Below are 24,372 nucleotides of genomic sequence, written 5' to 3'. Positions count from 1 at the left end.
AACCTCATCAAACTCTTCAGGCGCATATCACTGCGGGTTGGCACGAGTGCTGGAAAGCAACGATTTCAGGTTGGCAGCCTTGGGCTTGACCAGCCAGAAACGACGCAGGTAGTCATCGAGGTTTTCAGCGAGGTTACGACCCCACTCGCTGTCGGTTTCCTCGACGTACTCGTTCAGCACGCGTTGCAGGTGGCTGCGATAGGCTTCCATCGCTTCGCCGCTGATCCGCTGGATTTCCACCAGTTCGTGGTTGACCCGGTCAACGAAGGTGTTGTCCTGGTCGAGCACGTAGGCGAAACCGCCGGTCATGCCAGAGCCGAAGTTGTAACCGGTCTTGCCCAATACGCAGACGAAACCACCGGTCATGTACTCGCAGCAGTGATCGCCAGTGCCTTCCACAACCGTGTGGGCACCGGAGTTACGCACGGCAAAACGCTCGCCCGCGGTGCCGGCGGCGAACAGCTTGCCGCCTGTGGCGCCGTACAGGCAGGTGTTACCGATGATCGCACTGTCCTGAGTCTTGTAGACGCTGCCCTTGGGCGGAACGATGACCAGTTTGCCGCCGGTCATGCCTTTGCCGACGTAGTCGTTGGCGTCGCCTTCCAGGTACATGTTCAGGCCGCCAGCGTTCCACACACCGAAGCTCTGACCGGCCGTCCCTTTGAAGCGGAAGGTGATCGGCGCATTCGCCATGCCCTGGTTGCCGTGTTTGCGAGCGATTTCACCGGAGATCCGCGCGCCGATCGAACGGTCGCAGTTGCAGATATCCAGGGCGAAATCGGCGCCGCTCATGTCGTTGATCGCCGAGGTGGCCAGGTCGACCATTTTCTCGGCCAGCAAGCCCTTGTCGAACGGCGGGTTGCGGTCAACCTGGCAGAATTGTGGCTTGTCTGCCGGGATGTGATCGCTGCCAAGCAACGGGGTCAGGTCCAGATGGTTCTGCTTGGCGGTCTGGCCTTCGAGGATTTCCAGCAGATCGGTACGACCGATCAGCTCTTCGAGGGAGCGCACGCCCAGCTTGGCCAGCCACTCACGGGTTTCTTCGGCGACGTAGGTGAAGAAATTCACCACCATGTCGACGGTGCCGATGTAGTGATCTTTACGCAGCTTCTCGTTTTGAGTCGCGACGCCGGTGGCGCAGTTGTTCAGGTGGCAAATACGCAGGTATTTGCAACCCAGCGCGATCATTGGCGCGGTGCCGAAACCGAAGCTTTCAGCGCCGAGGATCGCTGCCTTGATCACGTCGAGGCCGGTTTTCAGGCCGCCGTCGGTCTGCACCCGGACTTTGCCACGCAGGTCGTTGCCGCGCAGGGTCTGGTGGGTTTCGGCCAGGCCGAGTTCCCACGGAGCGCCCGCGTATTTGATCGACGTCAGCGGCGATGCACCGGTGCCGCCGTCGTAGCCCGAGATGGTGATCAAGTCCGCGTAGGCCTTGGCCACACCGGCGGCGATGGTGCCGACGCCCGCTTCTGCCACCAGCTTCACCGAGACCAGCGCCTTCGGGTTGACTTGTTTCAGGTCGAAAATCAGCTGCGACAAGTCTTCGATCGAATAGATGTCGTGGTGCGGTGGCGGCGAGATCAGGGTCACACCCGGCACCGCGTAACGCAGCTTGGCGATCAGACCGTTGACCTTGCCACCTGGCAACTGACCACCTTCGCCGGGCTTGGCGCCCTGGGCGACTTTGATCTGCAGCACTTCAGCGTTGACCAGGTATTCCGGGGTCACACCGAAACGGCCAGTCGCCACTTGCTTGATTTTCGAGCTCTTGATGGTGCCGTAGCGCGCCGGGTCTTCGCCGCCTTCGCCGGAGTTGGAACGCGCACCGAGGCGGTTCATGGCTTCGGCCAGGGCTTCGTGAGCTTCCGGCGACAAGGCGCCGAGGGAAATGCCCGCGGAGTCAAAGCGCTTGAGCACCGATTCCAGCGGTTCGATCTCGCTCATGTCCAGCGGTGTGTCCAGGGTTTTGACCTTGAACATGTCACGGATCATCGACACCGGGCGGTTGTCCACCAGCGACGTGTATTCCTTGAACTTGCTGTAGTCGCCTTGCTGCACAGCGGCTTGCAGGGTGTTGACCACGTCCGGGTTGTACGCGTGATATTCGCCACCGTGGACGAACTTCAGCAGGCCGCCTTGCTGGATCGGCTTGCGCGGGCTCCAGGCTTCAGTGGCCAGGGCTTTCTGCTCGGCTTCGATGTCGACGAAACGCGCACCTTTGATGCGGCTCGGCACGCCACGGAAGCTCAGCTCGCAGACTTCTTCAGACAGGCCGATGGCCTCGAACAACTGCGCACCGCGGTACGAGGTGATGGTCGAGATGCCCATCTTCGACAGGATCTTGAGCAGCCCCTTGGTGATGCCTTTACGGTAGTTCTTGAACACCTCATAGAGGTCGCCCAGTACTTCACCGGTACGGATCAGGTCGCCCAGCACTTCGTAGGCCAGGAACGGATAGACCGCCGAGGCGCCGAAACCGATCAACACGGCAAAGTGGTGCGGATCGCGAGCGGTCGCGGTTTCCACGAGGATGTTGGAGTCGCAACGCAGGCCTTTTTCGGTCAGGCGGTGGTGCACCGCGCCGGTGGCGAGCGAAGCGTGGATCGGCAACTTGCCCGGGGCAATGTGACGGTCACTCAACACAACCTGGGTACGACCGGCGCGCACGGCTTCTTCAGCCTGATCGGCGACGTTGCGGATTGCCGCTTCGAGTCCGACGCTTTCGTCGTAGTTCAGATCGATGATCGCGCGCTCGAAGCCCGGACGATCGAGGTTCATCAGCGAACGCCACTTGGCCGGGGAAATGACCGGCGAGCTGAGGATCACGCGCGAGGCGTGTTCCGGCGACTCCTGGAAGATGTTGCGCTCGGCACCGAGGCAGATCTCCAGCGACATGACGATGGCTTCACGCAGCGGGTCGATCGGCGGGTTGGTGACCTGCGCGAACTGCTGACGGAAATAGTCGTACGGCGTGCGCACGCGCTGGGACAGCACGGCCATCGGCGTATCGTCGCCCATCGAGCCGACGGCTTCGTAGCCTTGCTCGCCGAGCGGACGCAGCACCTGATCACGCTCTTCGAACGTGACCTGGTACATCTTCATGTATTGCTTGAGCTGGTCTACGTCGTAGAACGCCGAACCGTGGTCGTTGTCTTCCATGGTCGCCTGGATGCGCAGGGCATTCTTGCGCAGCCATTGCTTGTACGGATGGCGGGACTTCAAGCGGTTGTCGATCGCGTCGGTGTCGAGGATCTGACCGGTTTCGGTGTCCACGGCAAAGATCTGGCCCGGGCCCACACGGCCTTTGGCGATCACGTCTTCAGGCTGGTAGTTCCAGACACCGATTTCCGAGGCCAGGGTGATGAAACCGTTTTTGGTGGTGACCCAACGCGCCGGGCGCAGACCGTTACGGTCGAGCAGGCACACCGCGTAGCGACCGTCGGTCATTACCACGCCGGCCGGGCCGTCCCACGGCTCCATGTGCATCGAGTTGTACTCGTAGAACGCACGCAGGTCCGGGTCCATGGTTTCGACGTTCTGCCACGCTGGCGGAATGATCATCCGCACGCCACGGAACAGGTCGATGCCACCGGTGACCATCAGCTCCAGCATGTTGTCCATGCTCGAGGAGTCGGAACCGACGCGGTTGACCAGTGGGCCGAGTTCTTCCAGGTCCATCAAGTCGTTGGTGAACTTGGTGCGACGAGCCACGGCCCAGTTGCGGTTGCCGGTGATGGTGTTGATTTCGCCGTTGTGCGCCAGGAAGCGGAACGGTTGAGCCAGCGGCCATTTCGGCAGGGTGTTGGTGGAGAAGCGCTGGTGGAACACGCAAATCGAGGTTTGCAGGCGCTCGTCACTGAGGTCTGGATAGAAGGCGGTCAAATCCGCCGGCATCATCAGGCCTTTGTAAATGATGGTCTTGTGCGAAAAGCTGCAAACGTAGTGATCGACGTCGGCGGCGTTGGCCACGGACGAGCGACGACGGGACGTGAACAGCTTTACGGCCATGTCCTGATCGCTCAGGCCTTCACCGCCGATGAACACCTGCTCGATCTGCGGCAGGCGCTCGAGGGCCAGGCGGCCGAGGACGCTGGTGTCGATCGGCACTTTGCGCCAGCCGACGAGCTGCAGGCCAGCGGCCAGGATCTCGCGGTTCATGTTCTCGCGAGCGGCTTGGGCTTTGACCGGGTCCTGGTTGAAGAAGACCATGCCCACCGCATATTGCTTGGGCAGTTCGACGCCGAAGGTTTCCTGGGCGATCGCTCGCAGGAACACGTCCGGCTTTTGAATCAGCAGACCGCAACCGTCACCGGTCTTGCCGTCGGCGTTGATCCCACCGCGGTGGGTCATGCAGGTCAGGGCCTCGATGGCCGTTTGCAAAAGGGTATGACTGGGCTCGCCCTGCATATGGGCTATCAGGCCGAAACCGCAGTTATCCTTGAATTCATCTGGTTGGTACAGACCTGCTTTCATAGACACTTTCTCACCAGGCTGCCTCTTACCGAGGCAAATTTCTTTTCAATTCAATCAGTTACCGTCCGCGCCGAACGTATGCCAGCTTTGCGGGGGCAAAAGGGAGGTCATTGTACACACCGACACTTACGCTCACAAATTTGACGACGAAATGTCGCAAATCTATGTCGCATTTGTGAAAGGTTTAAAGCGATCTGCTGTGCTAGTCAAAACTTTTTTTAATTTTGACTGCAACGACTCAAAGACTACTGTGACGCAGACACCACAAGGCACGCAGTCTGTAGAGACGGCGCGCACTTGTAGAAATTTTGAGGTGCTTGGAGAGGCGGCCTGGGTAAGGCCGCCGAATCTTCAGCGAGTTGTTGCCAGTTCCTGTTGGACGCTGGCGACAGTGCGAGGCCAAGGTTTACCAGCCTGAACCTTCGCTGGCAAGGCCTTGATAGCGGTAACGGCTGCATCGCGGTTGGCGAAGTTACCGTAGGTGATGACATACAACGGCTTGCCGTTGAGGACTTTCTTGAAATAACGGTACTCGCCACCCTGTTCTTTCACGAAGTTTTGCGCAGTCGTTTCGGAGCTGGTGCCGAGGATCTGTACCACATAGTTGCTCGTCGGTTGCCCGGCATACCACGTGCCGCCAGCAGCCTTGGCAGCGGGGGCTGGTTTCTCGGCAGGCTTGGCGGCTACAGCGGGCTTGGCTGGCGCCGGTGCCGCGGCAGGCTTGGCAACAGGCACTGGCGCAGGCTTGGCCGTTGCTACCTGGGTCGGCGCAGGCACCGGTTTGGCGGCTGGCGTCGGTGCAGGCCCTGGCTGAATGCCCGCTGGCGGTGCGACGGTGGTCACGGTTGGCGGTGTAGCGCTGGAACCCTCGACCGGAACGCCGTCGTCGCCCTCAGTGATGCCCCCGGCCGCTTCGGCCAACGGACCGCGCATGACCGGTTGCGAGTTGCCGACCAGCGGCAATGGCATCGGCTGTGAGTTACCGGCGAATTCGACGGATGGCGCACCGCCGTTAGGTTGTGGCGACCCCTGACCCAGTGGCAATTGTGCCTGTTCGTTGGCAGGTGCGCCGGTGGTCGGTGCTTTGCTGCGGCCCGGCATCAACCAGGCGGCGGCTACCGCGACCACGACAACGGCGGAAATCGCCAACACGTGTTTCTTCGGCATGTTGAACCCCATACTTGGACGCTTCACCGCTGAGCGGCTGGCAATCATGGCTTCGATCATTGCATCGCGGGCGACCTGGTTGATGTTGCCAGGCCAACCGTCGGAGCTTTCGTGAATATCAGAGATCTGATCCGCGGTGAAAAGTTCGATACCCCGGCCGGCGCCTTCGAGGCGTTGCTCCAGGTATTCGCGGGTTTCTTCTTCGGTGTAAGGCTGCAATTCGATGACGTGGAAACGCTCTTCCTCAAGGCTCAGCGCTTCAAGTTGAGCGATCAGCGACGACTCGCCAAACAGGAAAACGTGCGGACGACCTTCCGGTGCGCCAGCGGCCAGGGCCATCAGGGCCTCCAGCGCGGACTCGTCGAGCTGCTCGGCGTCATCCACCAGCAAATAGACTTCCTGGCCGGTCAACGCCAGTTGGACCACCTGCGCCAGGATTGCACCGATCTCGGCTTGCTCGACGTTCAGCGCTTGAGCCACCTGGCGCAAGATGCCCGCCGAATCGCCAGCACCGCGAGCGGAAACCACAACACTCTGCACCGACTGCTTATTGGTGCTGGCTACCAGGGCCTGGCGCAACAGGGTCTTGCCACTGCCTTGCGGACCGGTGACCACCAGCAGCAACTGGCTGTAACGCGCCAGGTGATGCAGTTGCCCCAGCACTGGTTTGCGCTGGGCCGGGAAAAATTTGAAGCCAGGCACCCGTGGAGCAAAAGGGTCATGACTTAACTGGTAATGGCCGAGGAAAGCCTCGTCGGCATGCAAACTAGTCATCGGGATCTTATTAACCTTTAAGCTGAGCCAGGGCGCGGTAATCCGCTCCCAGCGTGGCCTGTAAAATCTCTTTCGGATAATCGTCGGTCACCACCGCTTCGCCCATGTGGCGCAGCAGCACCAGGCGCAAACGACCGTCGATCACTTTCTTGTCAATTGCCATGTGTTCAAGGAAATCGGCTTCGGTCATTTCCTCAGGCGGAATGACCGGCAGTCCGGCACGCTGGAACAGGCGGATGCCACGATCACGCTCTTGCTCGCTGATCCAGCCCAGGCGCGCGGACATTTCCAACGCCATTACGGTGCCAGCAGCGACCGCTTCACCGTGAAGCCAGACACCATAGCCCATATGGGTTTCGATGGCGTGACCGAACGTATGACCGAGGTTCAATGTGGCACGCACGCCGGTCTCTTTCTCGTCGGCACCGACCACCGCCGCCTTGGCCGCGCAAGAGCGCTCGATGGCGTAGGTCAGGGCGACTTGATCCAGGGCGCGCAGGCGATCAACGTTTTCTTCGAGCCACGTCAGGAACGGCTCGTCGCAGATCAGCCCGTACTTGATGACTTCGGCAAGCCCGGCGGACAGTTCGCGGGCCGGCAGGGTATTGAGGGTCGCGGTATCGATCAGCACCACGTTCGGCTGATAGAACGCGCCGACCATGTTCTTGCCCAGCGGATGGTTGATACCGGTCTTGCCACCGACCGAAGAGTCGACTTGCGACAGCAGCGTGGTCGGCACCTGGATGAAATCGACGCCGCGCTGGTAGCAGGCGGCAGCAAAGCCGGCCATGTCACCAATCACACCGCCACCGAGCGCGATCACCGTGGTGCGGCGGTCGTGCCGTGCGGTCAGCAGACCGTCGAAAATCAGTTGCAGGGTTTCCCAGGTCTTGAAGGCTTCGCCATCGGGCAGCACCACGGAAATCACCGAGAACTGCGCCAGACTGCGGGTCAGACGCTCGAGGTAGAGCGGTGCTACGGTCTCGTTGGAGATGATCGCTACTTGCCGACCGCGAATATGCGGGACCAGCAGCTCGGGTTGATCCAACAAACCTTCGCCAATGTGAATCGGGTAGCTGCGCTCGCCTAGATCGACCTTGAGTGTCTGCATGTGTCCCCACAGTGAAGATGGAATCAGGCGTCCTGCCTTGAGTTATCGAATGTCCACGGCGTCTGCTGGTGCGACGCCGTTCGGTAGCCTCCGCCACAACCTTGGGCGATCATGACAGGACGCCGAGGATAGCGCATTTCGCGCTCTGCTTTAACGGGGCGGTAGCTGCTGCAAGCGCTCGAGAATGTCGAGCACCACCATTCGCGGCGGCCGCTCATCGGTTTCAATCACCAGGTCGGCGATTTCCCGATAAAGCGGATCGCGGATCGCCAAGAGATCCCGCAGGGTCTTGGCTGGATCGGCGGTACGCAACAAGGGTCGATTGCGATCACGGGCCGTACGACCCACTTGCTGCTCGACAGAAGCATGCAAGTAGACCACCCGACCACCGGCATGCAACGCCCGACGATTGGCTTCGCGCATCACCGCGCCGCCACCGGTCGCCAACACCACGCCGTCGCAGCCGCACAGCTCGGCAATCATCGCCTGCTCGCGGTCACGAAAGCCCGGCTCGCCTTCTTTATCGAAAATCCACGGGATATTGGCGCCCGTGCGCAATTCAATTTCCTTATCGGAATCTTTGAACGGCAGGCGCAGCTCTTTGGCCAGCAACCGGCCGATGGTGCTTTTACCAGCGCCCATCGGTCCAACAAGAATCAAATTTCGCACAGAATCAATGACTCACAGCAATCGCCTGATTGTTCATGATACGCGGAGTGAGAAATACCAGCAGCTCGGATTTTTTCTCCGAAACCACGTCACGCCGGAAAAGGCGGCCAAGATACGGCACATCGCCGAGAAATGGCACCTTATCTACAACCTTGCTCTGAGTATTTGAGAAAACCCCGCCAATGACGATGGTCTCGCCATCGTTGACCAGGACCTTGGCATTGACCTCGTTTTTCTTGATCGGCGGTACATCCTGCACTTTGTTCAGGTAGTCCGGTTCGTCCTTGGTGACCTTGACCTCCATGATGATCCGGTTGTCCGGCGTGATCTGCGGTGTCACTTCCAGAGACAGCGAGGCCTCCTTGAATGACACCGAGGTCGCGCCACTGGAACTGGCCTCCTGATAGGGAATCTCCGTGCCCTTGAGGATTTTGGCGGTTTCCTTGTCGGAGGTAACAACCTTGGGCTGCGAGACAATTTCGCCGTTGCCGGTTTTCTCCATCGCCGTCAGCTCCAGATCCAGCAACACATTGTCGGTGATGAATGCGATGCCGATGCCCGACGTATTGCCAGCCGCGCCCAGGTCGACAAACGGTGAGTTGGTGCTGGGGGTAGTCGACGAACCATTGGAGACCCCGGACGTGTTCCAGTTACCCTGATTGCGCACCGAACCACCCCAGCGCGCGCCGAGGCTTTTGTCGTAATCGACGTTGGCTTCGACGATTCGCGCTTCGATCATGACCTGGCGCACCGGGATATCCAGTTGCGTAACAATGCGCCGAAGTTCATCGAGGCGATCCTGAGGCTGGTAGGCAATGATGTTGTTGGTCCGCTCATCCACCGTGATCGAGCCCCGCTCGTCGGCTTTCGCGTCGGCGCTGGTCACCGATTGAAACAGCTTGGCGATATCAGCAGCCTTGGCGTAATTGACCTGCAATAGCTCCCGACGCAACGGCGCCAGTTCGGCGATCTGCTTCTGCGATTCCAGTTCCTGACGCTCTCGGGCGGCGATTTCATCGGCAGGCGCCACCAACAGGACATTGCCGATCTTGCGTTTGTCCAGCCCCTTGGTTTTCAGCACCAGATCCAGCGCCTGGTCCCACGGCACATTCTGCAACCGCAAGGTGATACCGCCCTGCACGGTATCGCTGGCCACGAGATTGAGGTTGGTGAAGTCGGCGATCAGTTGCAGCACCGAGCGCACATCGATGTCCTGGAAGTTCAGCGAAAGTTTTTCACCGATATAGGCCATGCGCTCGGCGTTGCGTTTTTGCAGATCCTCGACGCTCATCGCCCGGATGCTGACGGTCAGCTTGTTGTCCGTCTGATAAGTTGAGTAGTCGAAGGTACCGCCGGGCTCGATGCTGATTGTGGCCCGGTCGCCGGTGGCGCTGGCGTTGACGAACTGCACCGGGGTGCCGAAATCCTTGACGTCCAACCGCACGCGCAATTGCTCGGGCAATTGGGTCCTGGCAAAACCCAGGATAATTTTGCCGTCGAGTTCCCGGATGTCTGGTGCGATGGACGGATCGGACAGATCGATAACCACATTTCCTTCGCCCTGAGTGCCGCGCTGGAAGTCGACGCCGCGAATAGCCTTGCTCGCCGGGGCGTAGGTTTTTGCCGGCGCTGGCGTTGTCATCGCAACGCGAGGGGCGCTCGCCGCCGGTTTCAATGCCTTGCTATTGGCCCCCTGCCCGACCACCACCAACAGATTGTTGCCTTCGACCTTCGCGCTATACGGCGTCAACTGCGTCAGGTTAATGATGAGCCGCGTCCGGTCCTGGGCCTCCACCACCGTTGCACTGCGGGCATTGCCGCCGCCCAGGTCACGACTCTTGCTCGCCAGCTGACTGACCACGCCGGGCAGGTCCAGGGCAATCCGCGCCGGTTGTTCGGTCGTATACCCGTGGGGCGCTGGTGGCGGCCCGTCGAAAGACAACTTCAACTCGACGCGATCACCCGGTAGCGCGGCGACATCCAGCGCTTTGAGGTTGGTCGCAAGCACCATCGGCGGCAACAACGCTATCCATAGCGAAATACCGAGGGTTGAGAAAATCCTGTTCATTATTCGAGTTCCACTATGAGTGCTCTTTCAAAGGGAGGGTCCGAGGTCGTTCCAGCCAGGCACCCTCGCCATCGGGAACGATTTCGATCACATCGACTTGGGAGCCGCTGATGGCGACGATCCGTCCATCGTTACGCCCCAGGTAATCGCCGACTTTCAGCCGATGCACACCGCCCGCCCCGCGCAACAGCGCAAAGGAGCCGGTGGCATTGGAAATCGTGCCGACCATTTCAAACTGCTCGATGTTGAAGCCTTCGAGGTACTGCTTGACCCGATTGAGGTCGGGCGTGACGTTCCGCGAGCCGCGCTTCTGGCCAGCCAGGTCCACTCTGATCTGCCGGGAAAACGGACTGCGCAGGTTGGCAGCGCTGTAGGTGAACGTTGGATAAGACCGAAACGTCGGCGTTGGTTCAATCTTGCCCGGAGCCCGCAGACGCACTTCGTTCAGGTAGGCATCCAGGTCGCCGACATCGTTGCTGTTGTCACATGCGGACAGGCTGGCAAACAAAACAACCATCGACAAACAACGAACCGGGCTCATTTCTGTGCCCCGTTGTCGTTATAGCGATAGGTCTTGGCCAGGATGCTCATGCGCAACTTCGCACCGCCTTCGGGATTGGCCGGAGCAAGGTCGAAATCATGCAGCGTAACGATCCGGGGCAGCCCGGCCACGCCACTGACGAAGGTCGCCAGGTCGTGATAGGCGCCGGTCACCGTGATCTGGATCGGCAGCTCGATGTAGAACGGCTGGGTGACTTCCGGCAACAGTTTGATCTCTTCGAACTCCAGACCACTGCCGAGCCCGGTGCGGGTGATGTCCTCCAGCAGACCCGGGACCTCGGTATCGCTGGGCAATTGCCGCAGCAGCACCCCGAAGGAGGTCTCCATTTCCTTCATTTGCTGGGTGTACAGTTCCAGATTCGCGGCCATGCGGGCTTTGGTGGCGAACTGCTCCTTGAGGGTCAGTTCTTCCTCGCGCTTGAGATGGAGCTGGTCTTGCAGGTCACTGAGGTAAAAGGTGTACCCGAGTGCCAACACCAGCAGCATCAACAGAACACCCACCAACGCCTTGATCGCCGGAGGCCAGGACCCCATGTTGCTGGTGTCCAGATCGTTGAGATCAACATTGCGCAGGCCTGCAAACCATTGGGACGGACTCATTGATCGCCCTCCACGGCTGCGGGCTGCGTCTGACGAACGGTCAGTTGAAAAACGTTGGCCTGATCCAGCTGACCGGCGGTTGTCGCTTTGACCTCGGTGAGGCTTGGGGCATCGAACCAGTCGGACGCATCCAGATTGCGCATCAGATCCGACACGCGATTGTTTGACTCGGCAGCGCCGGTGATGGACAAGGTTTTGCCGACCATTTTCACTTCGGTGAAATACACGCCGTCCGGCAGCGCGCGAGCCAATTGATCGAAGATCCGGCCACTGATCGGTCGGTTGCCCTGCAGGTCCTGAATGATTCGCATGCGTTCGACCAGTTGCTGACGGCGGGCTTTGAGGTCACTGATCTGGGCGATCCGCTCGTCGACTACTGCAATCTGTTTGGCGATATACCCATTACGGGCAGCTTGCCGATCGATGGCGCCGCTAATGACCTGGTCCGCGACCAGTACCCCCCCTACGGAGCAAACCAGCACACCGACCAACGCCAGCAAAAAGCGTTTGCGACGCTCTTCTCGCTGTTCTTCGCGCCAGGGTAAAAGATTGATCCGCGCCATCAGTCGAAACTCCTGAGGGCGAGCCCGCACGCAATCATCAGGGCTGGCGCATCACTGAGCAGGGCACCGGCGTTAACTTTGCTGCTCAAGGTCATGTTCAAAAACGGGTTGGCCACCTGAGTGGAAGTGCCCAGGCGCTGCTCGATCAACCGGTCAAGCCCCGGCACCGCCGCCGTGCCACCGGCCAGTAGAATGTGGTCGACCGCGTTGTACTGACCGGAGGCAAAAAAGAACTGCAACGAGCGCGAAACCTGTTGCACCAGCGCCTCGCGAAACGGTTGCAAGACTTCGCTGACGTAGTCGTCCGGCAAACCGCCCTGCTTCTTCGCCAGCCCTGCCTGCTCGACCGTCAGACCATAACGCCGCTGAATTTCCTCAGTCAGTTGCCGACCGCCGAACAATTGCTCGCGGGTATAGATGATCTTCCCGTCGTACAACACGCTGAGGGTGGTCATGGTCGCGCCGATGTCCACCACCGCGACCGTCAGGCGCTCCCGAGGGGCGGGCAGTTGCGTCGACAGCAAACTGAAAGAACGCTCCAGTGCGTAGGCCTCGACATCGACTACGCGCGCAGTCAGGCCGGCCAGGGCCAGCGCCGCTTCACGGACCTCGACGTTTTCCTTGCGACAGGCCGCCAGCAATACACTGACGCGCTCGGGGTTACGCGCAGAGACGCCCTGGACTTCGAAGTCGATGGCGACTTCATCCAGCGGATAGGGGATGTACTGATCGGCCTCGATCTTCAGCTGGTTTTCCAACTCGTCATCGGAAAGTCCGCCGTCCATCTCGATGGTCTTAGTGATCACCGCCGAACCGGCCACGGCCACCGCCACGCTCTTGAGGCTGGTCCGGGCCTTGAGCAGCACCCGTGAGAGCGCCAACCCGACACCTTCGAGTTCGGCGATATTTTTCTCGACCACGGCATTGGCAGGCAACGGCTCTACCGCGTAGGCCTCGACCCGATAGCGATCGCCCTGGCGGCTGAGTTCCAGAAGCTTTACCGATGTCGAGCTGATGTCGATCCCCAACAACGAGTTGGATTTTTTATTGAAGAGTCCTAGCACTACCAATTCCCTATGACTATCCGTGTCTTACGGACTCTGTAATATCCATTGCGTTCATTCACCCCGTCTTGACAGAAGCGCCAATGACGCTCCTCGCCGAAAAATGCTTATAATGCCCAGCGTTTTTTTCCGGTTTTTACTTCAAGCGCGGGTCGTTCCCTGTTTCTGAACCCTGATGCCTAATTCATTCTTTGCCCTGGATGTCCAAAAGCCTTGATTCGTCTGCTGAAATTTTTCGGTTGGTCCATCGTCGCCGTTTTCTGCGGACTGCTTCTGGGTCTGAGTGGCGCGTATCTTTACCTTAGTCCCGGATTACCGTCCGTGGAGGCTCTCAGAAGCATCCAGTTGCAGATTCCATTGCGGGTCTACAGCAGCGACAACAAGTTGATCGCAGAATTTGGCGAAATGCGCCGCACACCGATCCGTTTCGCCGACATTCCCCCCAATTTCATTAATGCGTTACTAAGTGCTGAAGACGACAACTTCGCCAACCACTACGGCGTCGACCCCAGCAGCCTGATGCGTGCCGCCACCCAATTGGTCAAAAGCGGGCACATTCAGTCCGGCGGCAGCACCATCACCATGCAGGTGGCGAAGAACTTCTTCCTGACCAGCGAACGCAGCTTCTCGCGCAAAACCACCGAAATTCTCCTGGCCTTGCAAATCGAACGGCAGCTGACCAAGGACGAAATCCTTGAGCTGTACGTCAACAAGATCTACCTGGGCAACCGCGCCTACGGTATCGAGGCGGCGGCGCAGGTTTATTACGGAAAATCGATTCGCGATGTCAGCCTTGCCCAGATGGCAATGATCGCCGGCCTGCCGAAAGCACCGTCGCGCTTCAATCCGCTGGCCAATCCGGCCCGCAGCAAAGAACGCCGCGACTGGATCCTGGGGCGTATGTACAAACTCGGAAAAATCACCGAAGCCGACTACACCACGGCGATCAACGAGCCGCTGAATGCCAGCTATCACGTGCCAACGCCGGAAGTGAACGCGCCGTACATCGCCGAAATGGCCCGGGCCGAAATGGTCGGTCGCTATGGCGCCGATGCTTACACCGAAGGTTTCCGCGTTACTACGACCGTGCCGAGCAACCTGCAGGAAATGGCTAACACAGCGGTCCACGAAGGCTTGATGACGTATGACCAGCGCCACGGTTATCGCGGCCCTGAGTCACGCCTGCCGGGCAAGACGCGCGAAGCCTGGGCCGCCGAGCTGACCAAACAACGCACCATCAGCGGCCTTGAGCCCGCCATCGTCACTCAGGTCGATAAAAACGGCCTGCAGGTGATGACCCGCACCGGTGACGGGCACATCAGTTGGGACAGCATGAAATGGGCGCGACCATTCCTGAACACCAACAGCATGGGCGCCAACCCGAAACAGCCTTCGGACGTGGCTCAGGTAGGTGACTTGATTCGCGTGCAGCGTCAACCGGACAACTCGCTGAAATTCAGCCAAATCCCGCAAGCACAAGGCGCGCTGGTTTCACTGGACCCGCAGAATGGCGCCATTCGCTCGCTGGTCGGCGGTTTCGCCTTCGAACAGAGCAACTACAACCGCGCCTTGCAGGCCAAGCGTCAGCCGGGGTCGAGCTTCAAGCCCTTCGTCTACAGTGCCGCGCTGGATAGCGGCTACACCGCGTCCAGCCTGGTGAACGACGCACCGATCGTGTTTGTCGACGAATACCTGGACAAGGTCTGGCGTCCGAAGAACGACACCAACACCTTCCTCGGCCCGATCCGACTGCGCGAGGCGCTCTACAAGTCGCGCAACCTGGTGTCGATCCGCCTGTTGCAAGCGATGGGCGTTGGCAAGACCATCGACTACATCACCCGCTTTGGCTTCAACAAGCAGGACCTGCCGCCCAACTTGTCGCTGGCACTGGGCACCGCGACCCTGACGCCAATGGAGATCGCCACCGGCTGGAGCACGTTCGCCAACGGCGGCTACAAGATCACCCCGTACATCATCGACAAGATCGAAAGCCGCAACGGTGACACGCTGTTCGTCGCCAACCCGGCGAGCGTTCCAAAAGGCGATACGGCCACCGACGGTATTGCCGCACCTGCCGCGCAAACCTTCACGGTCAACGCCACCCCGGGTGAGGTTCCAGCCGCGCCAGGCACTGCGCCGCAGGCGCCAGCCGTAGCCGAACGCATCGTCGATGGCCGCACGACTTTCATCCTCAACAGCATGCTGGAGGACGTGATCAAACTCGGGACCGGCCGTCGCGCGCTGGCCCTGGGCCGTAGCGATATTGCGGGCAAGACCGGCACGACCAACGAATCCAAGGACGCGTGGTTCTCCGGCTATAACGCGGACTACGTGACCACGGTCTGGACCGGTTTCGACCAGCCTGAAAGCCTGGGCCGCAAGGAATTCGGGGGCACTGTCGCGCTGCCGATCTGGATGAACTACATGGCCGCCGCCCTCAAAGACAAGCCGCCGCATACGCAGCCAGAGCCCGAAGGCATCCTGAGCCTGCGGGTTGACCCGATCAGCGGTCGTGCGGCGACGCCAGGCACGCCAGGCGCTTACTTCGAACTGTTCAAGGCCGAGGACACACCTCCGTCGATGAATGAACTGGGTAACGGCAATGCGCCGGGCAGCCCACTGCCAGCGGACGAAGCGGCGCCGATCGATTTGTTCTGATCGCAGCGCCAACAAAAAGCCCCGCCTTCGTGAGAAGCGCGGGGCTTTTTGTTGCACTGATCGTTCCCATGCTCTGCGTGGGAATGCCGCCCAGGACGCTCCGCGTCCCATCCAGAGCCGAACGCAGAGCGTCCGTAGAGGCATTCCCACGCGGAGCGTGGGAACGATCACCACGATCACCTACAGGCAAAAAAAAGCCCCGACTCTCACGAGCCAGGGCTTTCGGTTGAAGCGCTACAACGGCTTAGCCGTTGAACACGTCATCCACGCTTTTGAGCGGGTAGTTCTTCGGATACGGCAGGGTCGCTACGCCGGTCTCGATCGCGGCCTTGGCCACGGCATCGGAGATCAGGGTGATCAGACGGGCATCCATTGGTTTCGGAATGATGTACTCACGACCGAATTCCAGCTTGATGCCGCCGTAGGCGTCGCACACTTCCTGAGGCACTGGCAGTTTGGCCAGTTCGCGCAGGGCGTTGGCGGCAGCCACTTTCATTTCTTCGTTGATGCGCTTGGCGCGAACGTCCAGGGCACCACGGAAGATGAACGGGAAGCCCAGTACGTTGTTGACCTGGTTCGGGTAGTCCGAACGGCCGGTCGCCATGATCACGTCGTCACGGGTGGCGTGGGCCAGTTCCGGGGAGATTTCCGGATCCGGGTTGGAGCACGCGAACACGATCGGGTTGGCCGCCATGGATTTCAGGCCTTCAGCGCTCAACAGGTTCGGGCCGGACAGGCCTACGAACACGTCAGCACCGGTCAGCGCGTCAGCCAGGGTGCGCTTGTCAGTCGCGTGAGCGAAGACAGCCTTGTACTGGTTCAGGTCGTCACGGCCGGAGTGGATCACGCCGGTACGGTCAACCATGAAGATGTTTTCGATGTTGGCACCCATGCTCACCAGCAATTTCATGCAGGAGATGGCGGCAGCACCGGCGCCCAGGCAGACGATCTTGGCGTCAGCGAGGGTTTTGCCAGCGATTTCCAGGGCGTTGATCATGCCGGCTGCGGTAACGATCGCAGTGCCGTGCTGGTCATCGTGGAACACCGGAATGTCGCACTGCTCGATCAGAGCGCGCTCGATCTCAAAGCACTCTGGTGCCTTGATGTCTTCCAGGTTGATGCCACCGAAGGTGATGGAGATACGCTTGACGGTGTCGATGAAGGCTTGCGGGCTTTCGGAATCGACTTCGATGTCGAAAACGTCGATGCCGGCGAAGCGCTTGAACAGCACGCCTTTACCTTCCATTACTGGCTTGGAAGCCAATGGGCCGAGGTTACCCAGGCCAAGAATGGCGGTGCCATCGGAAATGACTGCAACCAGGTTGCCCTTACCGGTGTATTTGTAGGCCAGTTCAGGATCGCGGGCGATTTCGCGTACTGGTTCGGCTACGCCGGGGCTGTAGGCCAGCGACAGGTCGCGGGCGGTAGCGGTGGCCTTGGTGAGCTCGACACTCAGCTTACCTGGACGAGGATGGGCATGATATTCGAGAGCGGCAGTTTTCAGATCAGACATTTTGGCATTCCGCTTTTACTGTTGGACAGACTGGTCAGCGAGGATACGCGCCTCGCAAAATCCCCACAAGACTGACCGGTCACCCCTGTCAAGCGCCCAGCCCTAAGACTTTGGGCCAAGAGCCACGGAACACAAGGGGTAGACTGTTCACAATCGCTAGAAAAAATGTCTACAATTTTTATTGTGGCGTCACTTGCAGCATCGAAGGATCCGTCAGCGGCAGAAGCCAGCGTGCTTGCCCGGGTTTCAATCCACCGCGACGCGAGCGGTCCTGGACCCAGCCACGCGCCTCAATTTGCGCGCCTTGAAGCGTTTCCAGCGCCGCGACATCGAACCTGTTGAGCATATTGGGTGCAACGCGCAATACAACCGAATCCTGCAACTCGATCCAAACCCCGCCGCGATTGCGCTGAACCTTGCTCACACGACCGCTGAGCACGGCGAACCCGGAAGCCTCGATCTGCTCCGCTTTCAGTACAGGGGATTGCCGCCATATACCAAGCCCGGCCTGACGGGCATTGCGTTCAGCAGCTTGCTGACAGCTGACCAAATCAACATTGGGTGCCACCGCCACTTGAAAACCGAGGCCTTCGGCGAGCATCTGTGCTTCAAGATTGGCACCGTCGGCGCCATAGACATGGGCCAGCGTGCGACCGTAATGGTCCTTGCTTTCTTTACCCGGCAGCAAACCGACGCGGCCATCGCTGGCAGCCACCAGCGCTTCAAGGCGTTTGCGCGCAACCACGGCAAACGGCTCGTCGGAGCGGCCCTGTTTGCCCAGCTCAGGCGTATTCAAACCAATCATGCGCACACTGCGGCCATCGCTCAGGCGCAAGGTGTCGCCATCCACGACCCGCTGCACGGTGACCGACTCCAGCTCGCTCGGCGTCGAGCAGAACGCCTGGGCGCCTGACAGCCAAATCGCGGACACAAAAAAGGCGCCCGCGAGGGACGCCTTTTTCAACAGCAAGGAAAAGCCCATCGGGCCCTTCAACCTTACTCTGCAGCAGCTGGAGCTTTCTTGCCGAAAGCGCCGAAACGGTCTGCGAAGCGCTGTACACGACCGCCAGTATCCAGAGTCTTCTGCTTACCGGTGTAGAACGGGTGGCACTCGTTGCATACGTCGATCGCCAGAGGCTTGGCCAGGTTCGAACGAGTTTCGAACTTGTTGCCACAGCTGCAGGTAACTGCGGTGATTTCGTATGTTGGATGGATATCGGCTTTCATGATGATTCCTCAGGCTAGCGTGCCGCCACTCAACACTATTGTTGAATACCGCACGTAATTAGGCCGCGGATTCTACCAGACCTTTGCAATCGCGCAAGCTGTCGCTTCTACCGACCGTCTGCTAGGCTCCCGACCCATTACGCGACCCCTACAGATGTATGTACCAAGCCCTTTTTTGTTAGTTGATCGAGATCCCCCCGCGTGCCCGACGCCATTTTGCGCCTCGCCCTGCCTTCGCCCCTGCGCCGCCTGTTCGATTACCGCGCCCCGGCCGGGGTCCTGCGCGCCCAGCTGCAACCGGGCATGCGCTTGCGGGTACCGTTCGGTCGTCGAGAAATGATCGGGATACTGGTGGAGGTTACCGACACCAGCGAAGTGCCGGTGGAAAAACTCAAACCGGCCCTGGCCTTGCTGGACGCCACGCCACCGCTACCGGCGGCGCTGTTCAAACTGTGTTTATGGACGTCCCAGTATTACCAGCACAGCCTCGGCGACACCTTGAGCTGGGCGTTGCCGGTATTGTTGCGTCAGGGTGAACTGGCCGAGGCGCGCCAGGAACGCTTCTGGTCCGCGGCGCCCGGCGCCAGCCTCGATGACCCTCGCATCGCCCGCGCCCCGCGCCAACGCGAAGCCTTGGCGACACTGGCCCAGCATCCCCACGGCGTCGCCCATCAGTTGTTGAGCAAACTGATGTTGAGCAAAGACAGTCTGGACTTGCTGCTGGCCAAGGATCTGGTGCAAGTGGAGATTCGCAAGCACGCCCCCGGCGCACGCCACGAACACTGGCTGGCGCAACCGGAATTGCCGCTCAACCCGGAACAGCGCGCCGCCTATGAAGCCATTCGCGCCGGCTTCGACAGTTATCACGCCTTTCTGCTCGCCGGTGTCACGGGCAGCGGCAAGACCGAAGTCTATTTGCAGCTGATCCGCGAAACCCTCGAAGCCGGTAAACAAGCGCTGGTGCTGATCCCGGAGATCAACCTCGGCCCGCAGACCCTGGCGCGCTTCGAGCAGCGCTTCAATGCACGCATCGCGCTGATTCACTCGGCGGTCAATGATCGCGAGCGGCTCGAAGCCTGGCTCGCCGCTCGGGACGGTGACGCCGACATTATTATCGGCACGCGCTCGGCGCTGTTCACGCCAATGAAAAACCCCGGTCTGATCATCATCGACGAAGAGCACGACGGCTCCTATAAACAGCAGGAAGGCTTGCGTTATCACGCCCGTGACCTGGCGTTGGTCCGCGCCCGGCAGGAAAACATCCCGATTGTCCTTGGATCCGCCACGCCTTCACTGGAAAGCCTGCACAACGCCTACACCGGCCGTTACGGCCTCCTACGCCTGAACGAGCGGGCGGGTGGTGCCAAGCAGCCGCGTTTCCTGCGCCTGGATGTAAAAAGTCGCCCGCTGGATAGCGGTATTTCCGGGCCGATGCAGCAAGCCATCGGTCAGACGCTGGCAGCCGGCCAGCAAGTATTGGTGTTCCTCAACCGTCGTGGCTTTGCGCCGACTTTGTTGTGTCACGACTGCGGCTGGATGTCTGAATGCCAGCGTTGCGATGCGCGGATGACCGTGCACCAGCGCTCCGGTGAGTTGCGCTGCCACCATTGCGGCTACGTCGAACGCGTGCCCCGGCGCTGCCCGAAATGCAGCAAAGTCGATTTGCGCCCCGTGGGTGCTGGCACCGAGCGCGCCGAGGAACGCCTGGCGATTCTGTTCCCGGACTACCCGGTGCTGAGGGTCGACCGCGACAGTACGTCACGCAAGGACGCGATGAATCAGCTGTTTGCCACCATCCAAAAGGGCCAGCCGTGCATTTTGGTCGGCACGCAAATGCTTGCCAAAGGGCATCACTTTCCACGGGTGACGCTGGTGTCGATTCTCGACGCCGACGGCGGGTTGTACTCCGGTGATTTCCGCGCCAGCGAACGCATGGCGCAGTTGATTGTTCAAGTGGCCGGGCGGGCCGGGCGGGCGGAAGAGCCGGGCAAAGTCATCATCCAGACGCACCTGGCAGACCACCCGCTGCTGGTGCAGTTGACGGAGCAGGGCTATTTCGCATTCGCCGAACAGGCCTTGAGCGAACGTCGCTCGGCGGGCCTGCCGCCCTTCGCACACCTGGCGCTGCTGCGGGCCGAAGCGCACAAGCCGGGGCAGGCCGAAAGTTTCCTGGATGAAGCATGCAGCGAGGCCGAACGTTTGGTGGACGAACAGAATCTGGGCGGAATCGAACTGCTGGGGCCGGTGCCTGCGCCGATGGAACGCCGCGCCGGACGTTATCGTGCACAGCTATTATTGCAGGCCACGGCGCGGGCGCCGCTGCATCGGTTGCTGGCCAGTTGGTTGCTGGTGCTGGAGCAGATGCCGAGCGGACGGGCGGTGCGCTGGTCGCTGGATGTCGATCCCGTCGATTTGTATTGACCTGAAGATCGTCGTTGAATGTGTAGGAGCAAGGCTTGCCCGCGATAGCGATCTCAAGGGCGCCATCGCAGGCAAGCCTTGCTCCTACAAACGAAGACATTTGTCACCACATATCCACATCCTGCCTGCTAAGGTTGGCAAGCCCGCCTTCGCAACGGATAATGCCCAGTTTTTCCACCAGCGCATCGAAGCGCCGCCGCGCTTGCGGTCGAAAGAGAAGACCATGAAAGACACCATTCGCCAGCTGATCCAACAAGCCATCACCCAACTCGTCAACGAAGGTGTGTTGCCTGAAGGCCTGTCGCCGGCGATCCAGGTGGAAAACTCCCGCGACAAGAAGAACGGCGACTTCGCCAGCAACATCGCCATGATGCTGGCCAAACCGGCCGGCATGAAGCCGCGCGACCTGGCCGAGAAAATCATCGCCGCGCTGCCGGCTGATGAAAACATCACCAAAACCGAAATCGCCGGCCCGGGCTTCCTGAACTTCTTCCAGAACACCCAGGCCCTGGCCTCGCGCCTGGACGCCGCACTGGCCGACAGTCAGATTGGCGTGCGCAAGGCCGGCCCGGCACAGCGCACGGTCATCGACTTGTCGGCACCGAACCTCGCCAAGGAAATGCACGTCGGCCATTTGCGCTCGACCATCATCGGTGACGGTGTCGCGCGAGTCCTGGAATTCCTCGGCGACGAAGTGATCCGTCAGAACCACGTGGGCGACTGGGGCACTCAGTTCGGCATGTTGATGGCGTACCTCCAGGAAAACCCGATCACCAGCGACGAGCTGTCGGACCTGGAAAACTTCTACCGTGCCGCGAAGCAGCGCTTCGACGAATCCGAAGAGTTTGCCGATCGTGCCCGTGGCCTGGTGGTCAAGCTGCAAGCCGGCGACCCGGACTGCCTGGCGCTGTGGACCAAGTTCAAAGACATCTCGCTGTCGCACTGCCAGAAAATCTACGAACTGCTGAACGTCAAACTGACCATGGCCGACGTGATGGGCGAAAGTGCCTACAACGACGACCTGATCAACGTGGTCAACGACCTCAAGGCCGCCGGCATGCTGGTCGAAAGCAACGGCGCCCAGTGTGTGTTCCTCGACGAGTTCAAGAACGCCGACGGCGATCCGCTGCCAGTCATCATCGTGAAAGCGGACGGCGGCTACCTCTACGCCACCACCGACCTGGCGGCCGTGCGTTATCGCAGCGGCAAGCTCAAAGCCGATCGCGCGCTGTACTTCGTCGACCAGCGCCAGGCCCTGCACTTCCAGCAAGTGTTCGCCGTGGCGCGCAAGGCCGGCTTCGTGACGCACCCGATGGAAATGGAACACATGGGCTTCGGCACCATGAACGGCCCGGACGGCCGGCCGTTCAAGACCCGCGACGGCGGCACCGTGAAGCTGATCGATCTGCTGGTCGAAGCGCAAGAGCGCGCCTATACGCTGGTGAAGGAAAAGAATCCTGACCTGGCTGAAGAGGAACTGCGCAATATCGCCAAAGTGGTGGGCATTGCAGCGGTCAAATACGCCGACCTGTCCAAGCACCGCACCAGCGACTACAGCTTCAACTTCGAGCTGATGCTGAACTTCGAAGGCAACACCGCGCCTTACTTGCTGTACGCCTACACTCGCGTTGCCGGCGTGTTCCGCAAGCTGGGCAAGGACTTCACCGAAGTCGAAGGCCAGATCGTGCTGGAAGCGGCGCACGAACATGAACTGGCCGCCAAACTGGCGCAGTTCGGCGAAATACTGAACAACGTTTCCGACAAAGGGACGCCGCACATCCTGTGCACCTACCTGTACGATGTGGCCGGCCTGTTCTCCAGTTTCTATGAGAACTGCCCGATCCTGAGCGCCGACACCCCGGCGCAAATGCAAAGCCGTCTGCGCCTCGCCGCACTGACCGGTCGCACACTCAAGCAAGGCCTGGAACTCTTGGGTCTGGAAACTCTGGAGCGTATGTAAGTTGGCTGCCAAGAAAAAACCTGCACCCAAGCGTGGCGCCAGCCGATACCAAGCTCCAGCAAAGCAACCGATCCCGGGTTGGTTGTGGATGGCCATCGGCCTGACGGTCGGCGCGTTCATCGTTTTCCTGATGAAACTGGAACCGGGCAAGGGCAGCGACACGGTCAAGCGCGAGAAGGTGGAGCAGCAACAGAAAGCCACCAAGATCGCCGAGGCCAACAAGACCCCGCCGAGCCCGACGCAACCGGTGAAGCCGAAATACGACTTCTATACCTTGCTGCCGGAATCGGAAGTGATCGTACCGCCGGATGCCGTGCCGGAAAAAACCCTGCCGACGCCACAGGTGCCAGCCATTCCGACCACCCCGGTGACACCGGCGGAAGCGGCGAAGATCGACACGGCGCGCGCGCAGGCTGCCCTGGCCGGGATAACACCACCGCCACCGCCGCCCGTCACCAAAGCCGCGCCGGTGACCAAGTTCTTCCTGCAGGCGGGCTCGTTCCGCAAAGAGGCTGATGCGGACAAGGTTCGTGCGCAGATCATTCTGCTGGGCCAGGCCGTGGCGGTTGAGTCCGGCACGGTGAAGGATGAGACCTGGTATCGCGTTCTGGTCGGGCCGTTCAGCAACCGCGAACAACTGACCACCGCACAGAAACAACTGTCGGGTGCCGGGTTCAGCAACCTGTTGTTACAACAACGCCAGAGCCGCTGATTTCCCGGCAGGATCTGTGCGTCATCGTTCATCGCGGGCAAGTCGAATCGTCGCACCGCCGCTCCCACAGGATATGCGCTATCCCTGTGGGAGCGGGCTTGCCCGCGAAAGCGTTCTGATAAACACCACACATCCCATCTGACTCACACCACTCGTCCCCTCTCCCGCCCCGCAGTTGAAAAATCCTCCACCACCCCCATATGAGTTGGCATAAGGCATTTTCGCCCCGCTGCGTGGAGACTCTTCCCTTGACCACCATCGTTTCAGTTCGCCGCCACGGCAAAGTCGTCATGGGCGGCGACGGCCAGGTTTCTCTCGGCAATACCGTGATGAAAGGCAACGCGAAGAAAGTTCGCCGCCTGTACCACGGCCAGGTGATCGCCGGTTTTGCCGGGGCCACCGCTGACGCCTTCACCCTCTTCGAGCGTTTCGAAGGCCAGCTTGAGAAACATCAAGGTCACCTGGTTCGCGCGGCCGTCGAGCTCGCCAAAGAATGGCGCACCGACCGCTCCCTGAGCCGCCTCGAAGCCATGCTCGCCGTTGCCAACAAAGACGCCTCCCTGATCATTACCGGCAATGGCGATGTCGTAGAACCCGAAGAAGGCTTGATCGCCATGGGTTCCGGCGGCGGTTACGCCCAGGCCGCGGCCAGCGCACTGCTGAAAAAGACCGATCTGTCGGCCCGGGAAATCGTCGAAACCGCCCTCGGCATTGCTGCCGATATCTGCGTATTCACCAATCACACCCAGACCATTGAGGAGCAGGACTGCGCCGAGTAAGCCCGTGTTGGCCATCGCGCCACGGCTCATTCTTGCTTGAGGTCCGCTAAAT

17 protein-coding genes are annotated in these 24,372 nt (G+C 60.3%); 5 read left to right on the top strand and 12 right to left on the bottom strand.

Going from position 1 to position 24,372, the window contains the following annotated elements:
- Nucleotides 1-27 precede the first annotated feature (27 nt).
- The 9 genes from gltB to BMS17_RS28035 all read right to left on the bottom strand — a co-directional run bounded on the left by gltB (nt 28) and on the right by BMS17_RS28035 (nt 13,050).
- Nucleotides 28-4,473, bottom strand: coding sequence for a glutamate synthase large subunit (gltB, locus tag BMS17_RS28080; protein ID WP_077432319.1), 4,446 nt, complete (start codon nt 4,471-4,473; stop codon nt 28-30).
- 351 nt (nt 4,474-4,824) lie between these two features.
- Nucleotides 4,825-6,414, bottom strand: coding sequence for an AAA family ATPase (locus BMS17_RS28070; protein WP_046031166.1), 1,590 nt, complete (start codon nt 6,412-6,414; stop codon nt 4,825-4,827).
- A gap of 10 nt (nt 6,415-6,424) precedes the next feature.
- A complete protein-coding gene (gene aroB, locus BMS17_RS28065) occupies nt 6,425-7,525 on the bottom strand; it encodes a 3-dehydroquinate synthase (protein WP_046031167.1) in 1,101 nt (366 codons plus the stop codon).
- A gap of 150 nt (nt 7,526-7,675) precedes the next feature.
- The gene (gene aroK, locus BMS17_RS28060) at nt 7,676-8,194 is read right to left on the bottom strand and encodes a shikimate kinase AroK (protein ID WP_046031168.1); all 519 of its coding nucleotides are present in this window, start codon (nt 8,192-8,194) and stop codon (nt 7,676-7,678) included.
- 4 nt (nt 8,195-8,198) lie between these two features.
- Entirely contained in the window at nt 8,199-10,262 is a 2,064-nt protein-coding gene (gene pilQ / locus BMS17_RS28055; RefSeq protein WP_077432318.1) for a type IV pilus secretin PilQ, read from the bottom strand.
- Nucleotides 10,263-10,275: 13 nt separating this feature from the next.
- Entirely contained in the window at nt 10,276-10,803 is a 528-nt protein-coding gene (locus BMS17_RS28050; protein WP_077432317.1) for a pilus assembly protein PilP, read from the bottom strand.
- On the bottom strand, nt 10,800-11,423 hold the full coding sequence (pilO, locus tag BMS17_RS28045; protein WP_046031171.1) for a type 4a pilus biogenesis protein PilO: 624 nt from the start codon (nt 11,421-11,423) through the stop codon (nt 10,800-10,802). The genes BMS17_RS28050 and pilO overlap by 4 nt, the downstream gene beginning before the upstream one ends.
- Nucleotides 11,420-11,986, bottom strand: a complete 567-nt coding sequence (locus BMS17_RS28040) for a PilN domain-containing protein (protein WP_046031172.1) — start codon at nt 11,984-11,986, stop codon at nt 11,420-11,422. The genes pilO and BMS17_RS28040 overlap by 4 nt, the downstream gene beginning before the upstream one ends.
- Nucleotides 11,986-13,050 (bottom strand): pilus assembly protein PilM, encoded by a 1,065-nt coding sequence (locus tag BMS17_RS28035; RefSeq protein WP_077432316.1) that lies wholly within the window; start codon nt 13,048-13,050, stop codon nt 11,986-11,988. Before BMS17_RS28035 ends, BMS17_RS28040 begins: the two co-directional genes overlap by 1 nt.
- Nucleotides 13,051-13,266: 216 nt before the next feature.
- On the opposite strand from BMS17_RS28035, the gene BMS17_RS28030 reads away from it, so the two are divergent.
- Entirely contained in the window at nt 13,267-15,708 is a 2,442-nt protein-coding gene (locus tag BMS17_RS28030) for a penicillin-binding protein 1A (protein WP_371916746.1), read from the top strand.
- Nucleotides 15,709-15,952: 244 nt separating this feature from the next.
- Here the strand turns inward: BMS17_RS28030 and BMS17_RS28025 are convergent, their stop codons facing one another.
- The 3 genes from BMS17_RS28025 to rpmE form a co-directional block, all read right to left on the bottom strand.
- Complete coding sequence (locus BMS17_RS28025) at nt 15,953-17,221, bottom strand: malic enzyme-like NAD(P)-binding protein (protein WP_046031175.1); 1,269 nt, start codon at nt 17,219-17,221, stop codon at nt 15,953-15,955.
- Nucleotides 17,222-17,399: 178 nt separating this feature from the next.
- Nucleotides 17,400-18,203 carry a thermonuclease family protein gene (locus BMS17_RS28020; RefSeq protein ID WP_046031176.1) on the bottom strand — a complete coding sequence of 268 codons (804 nt, stop codon included), beginning with the start codon at nt 18,201-18,203 and terminating at the stop codon, nt 17,400-17,402.
- Between the two features lie 14 nt (nt 18,204-18,217).
- On the bottom strand, nt 18,218-18,448 hold the full coding sequence (gene rpmE, locus BMS17_RS28015) for a 50S ribosomal protein L31 (protein WP_007899231.1): 231 nt from the start codon (nt 18,446-18,448) through the stop codon (nt 18,218-18,220).
- A gap of 201 nt (nt 18,449-18,649) precedes the next feature.
- On the opposite strand from rpmE, the gene BMS17_RS28010 reads away from it, so the two are divergent.
- The 4 genes from BMS17_RS28010 to hslV all read left to right on the top strand — a co-directional run bounded on the left by BMS17_RS28010 (nt 18,650) and on the right by hslV (nt 24,320).
- Nucleotides 18,650-20,869 (top strand): primosomal protein N', encoded by a 2,220-nt coding sequence (locus tag BMS17_RS28010; protein ID WP_077432315.1) that lies wholly within the window; start codon nt 18,650-18,652, stop codon nt 20,867-20,869.
- A gap of 223 nt (nt 20,870-21,092) precedes the next feature.
- Nucleotides 21,093-22,829, top strand: coding sequence for an arginine--tRNA ligase (argS, locus tag BMS17_RS28005; RefSeq protein WP_077432314.1), 1,737 nt, complete (start codon nt 21,093-21,095; stop codon nt 22,827-22,829).
- 1 nt (nt 22,830) lies between these two features.
- The gene (locus tag BMS17_RS28000) at nt 22,831-23,541 is read left to right on the top strand and encodes an SPOR domain-containing protein (RefSeq protein WP_046031179.1); all 711 of its coding nucleotides are present in this window, start codon (nt 22,831-22,833) and stop codon (nt 23,539-23,541) included.
- A gap of 248 nt (nt 23,542-23,789) precedes the next feature.
- Nucleotides 23,790-24,320 carry an ATP-dependent protease subunit HslV gene (gene hslV / locus BMS17_RS27995; protein WP_046031180.1) on the top strand — a complete coding sequence of 177 codons (531 nt, stop codon included), beginning with the start codon at nt 23,790-23,792 and terminating at the stop codon, nt 24,318-24,320.
- Nucleotides 24,321-24,372 lie beyond the last annotated feature (52 nt).

Source organism: Pseudomonas sp. C9, from assembly GCF_002000165.1.
GTDB lineage: Bacteria > Pseudomonadota > Gammaproteobacteria > Pseudomonadales > Pseudomonadaceae > Aquipseudomonas.
Note: the sequence above shows the minus strand (reverse complement) of the source record. Positions and strands in the feature narration are given on the sequence as shown.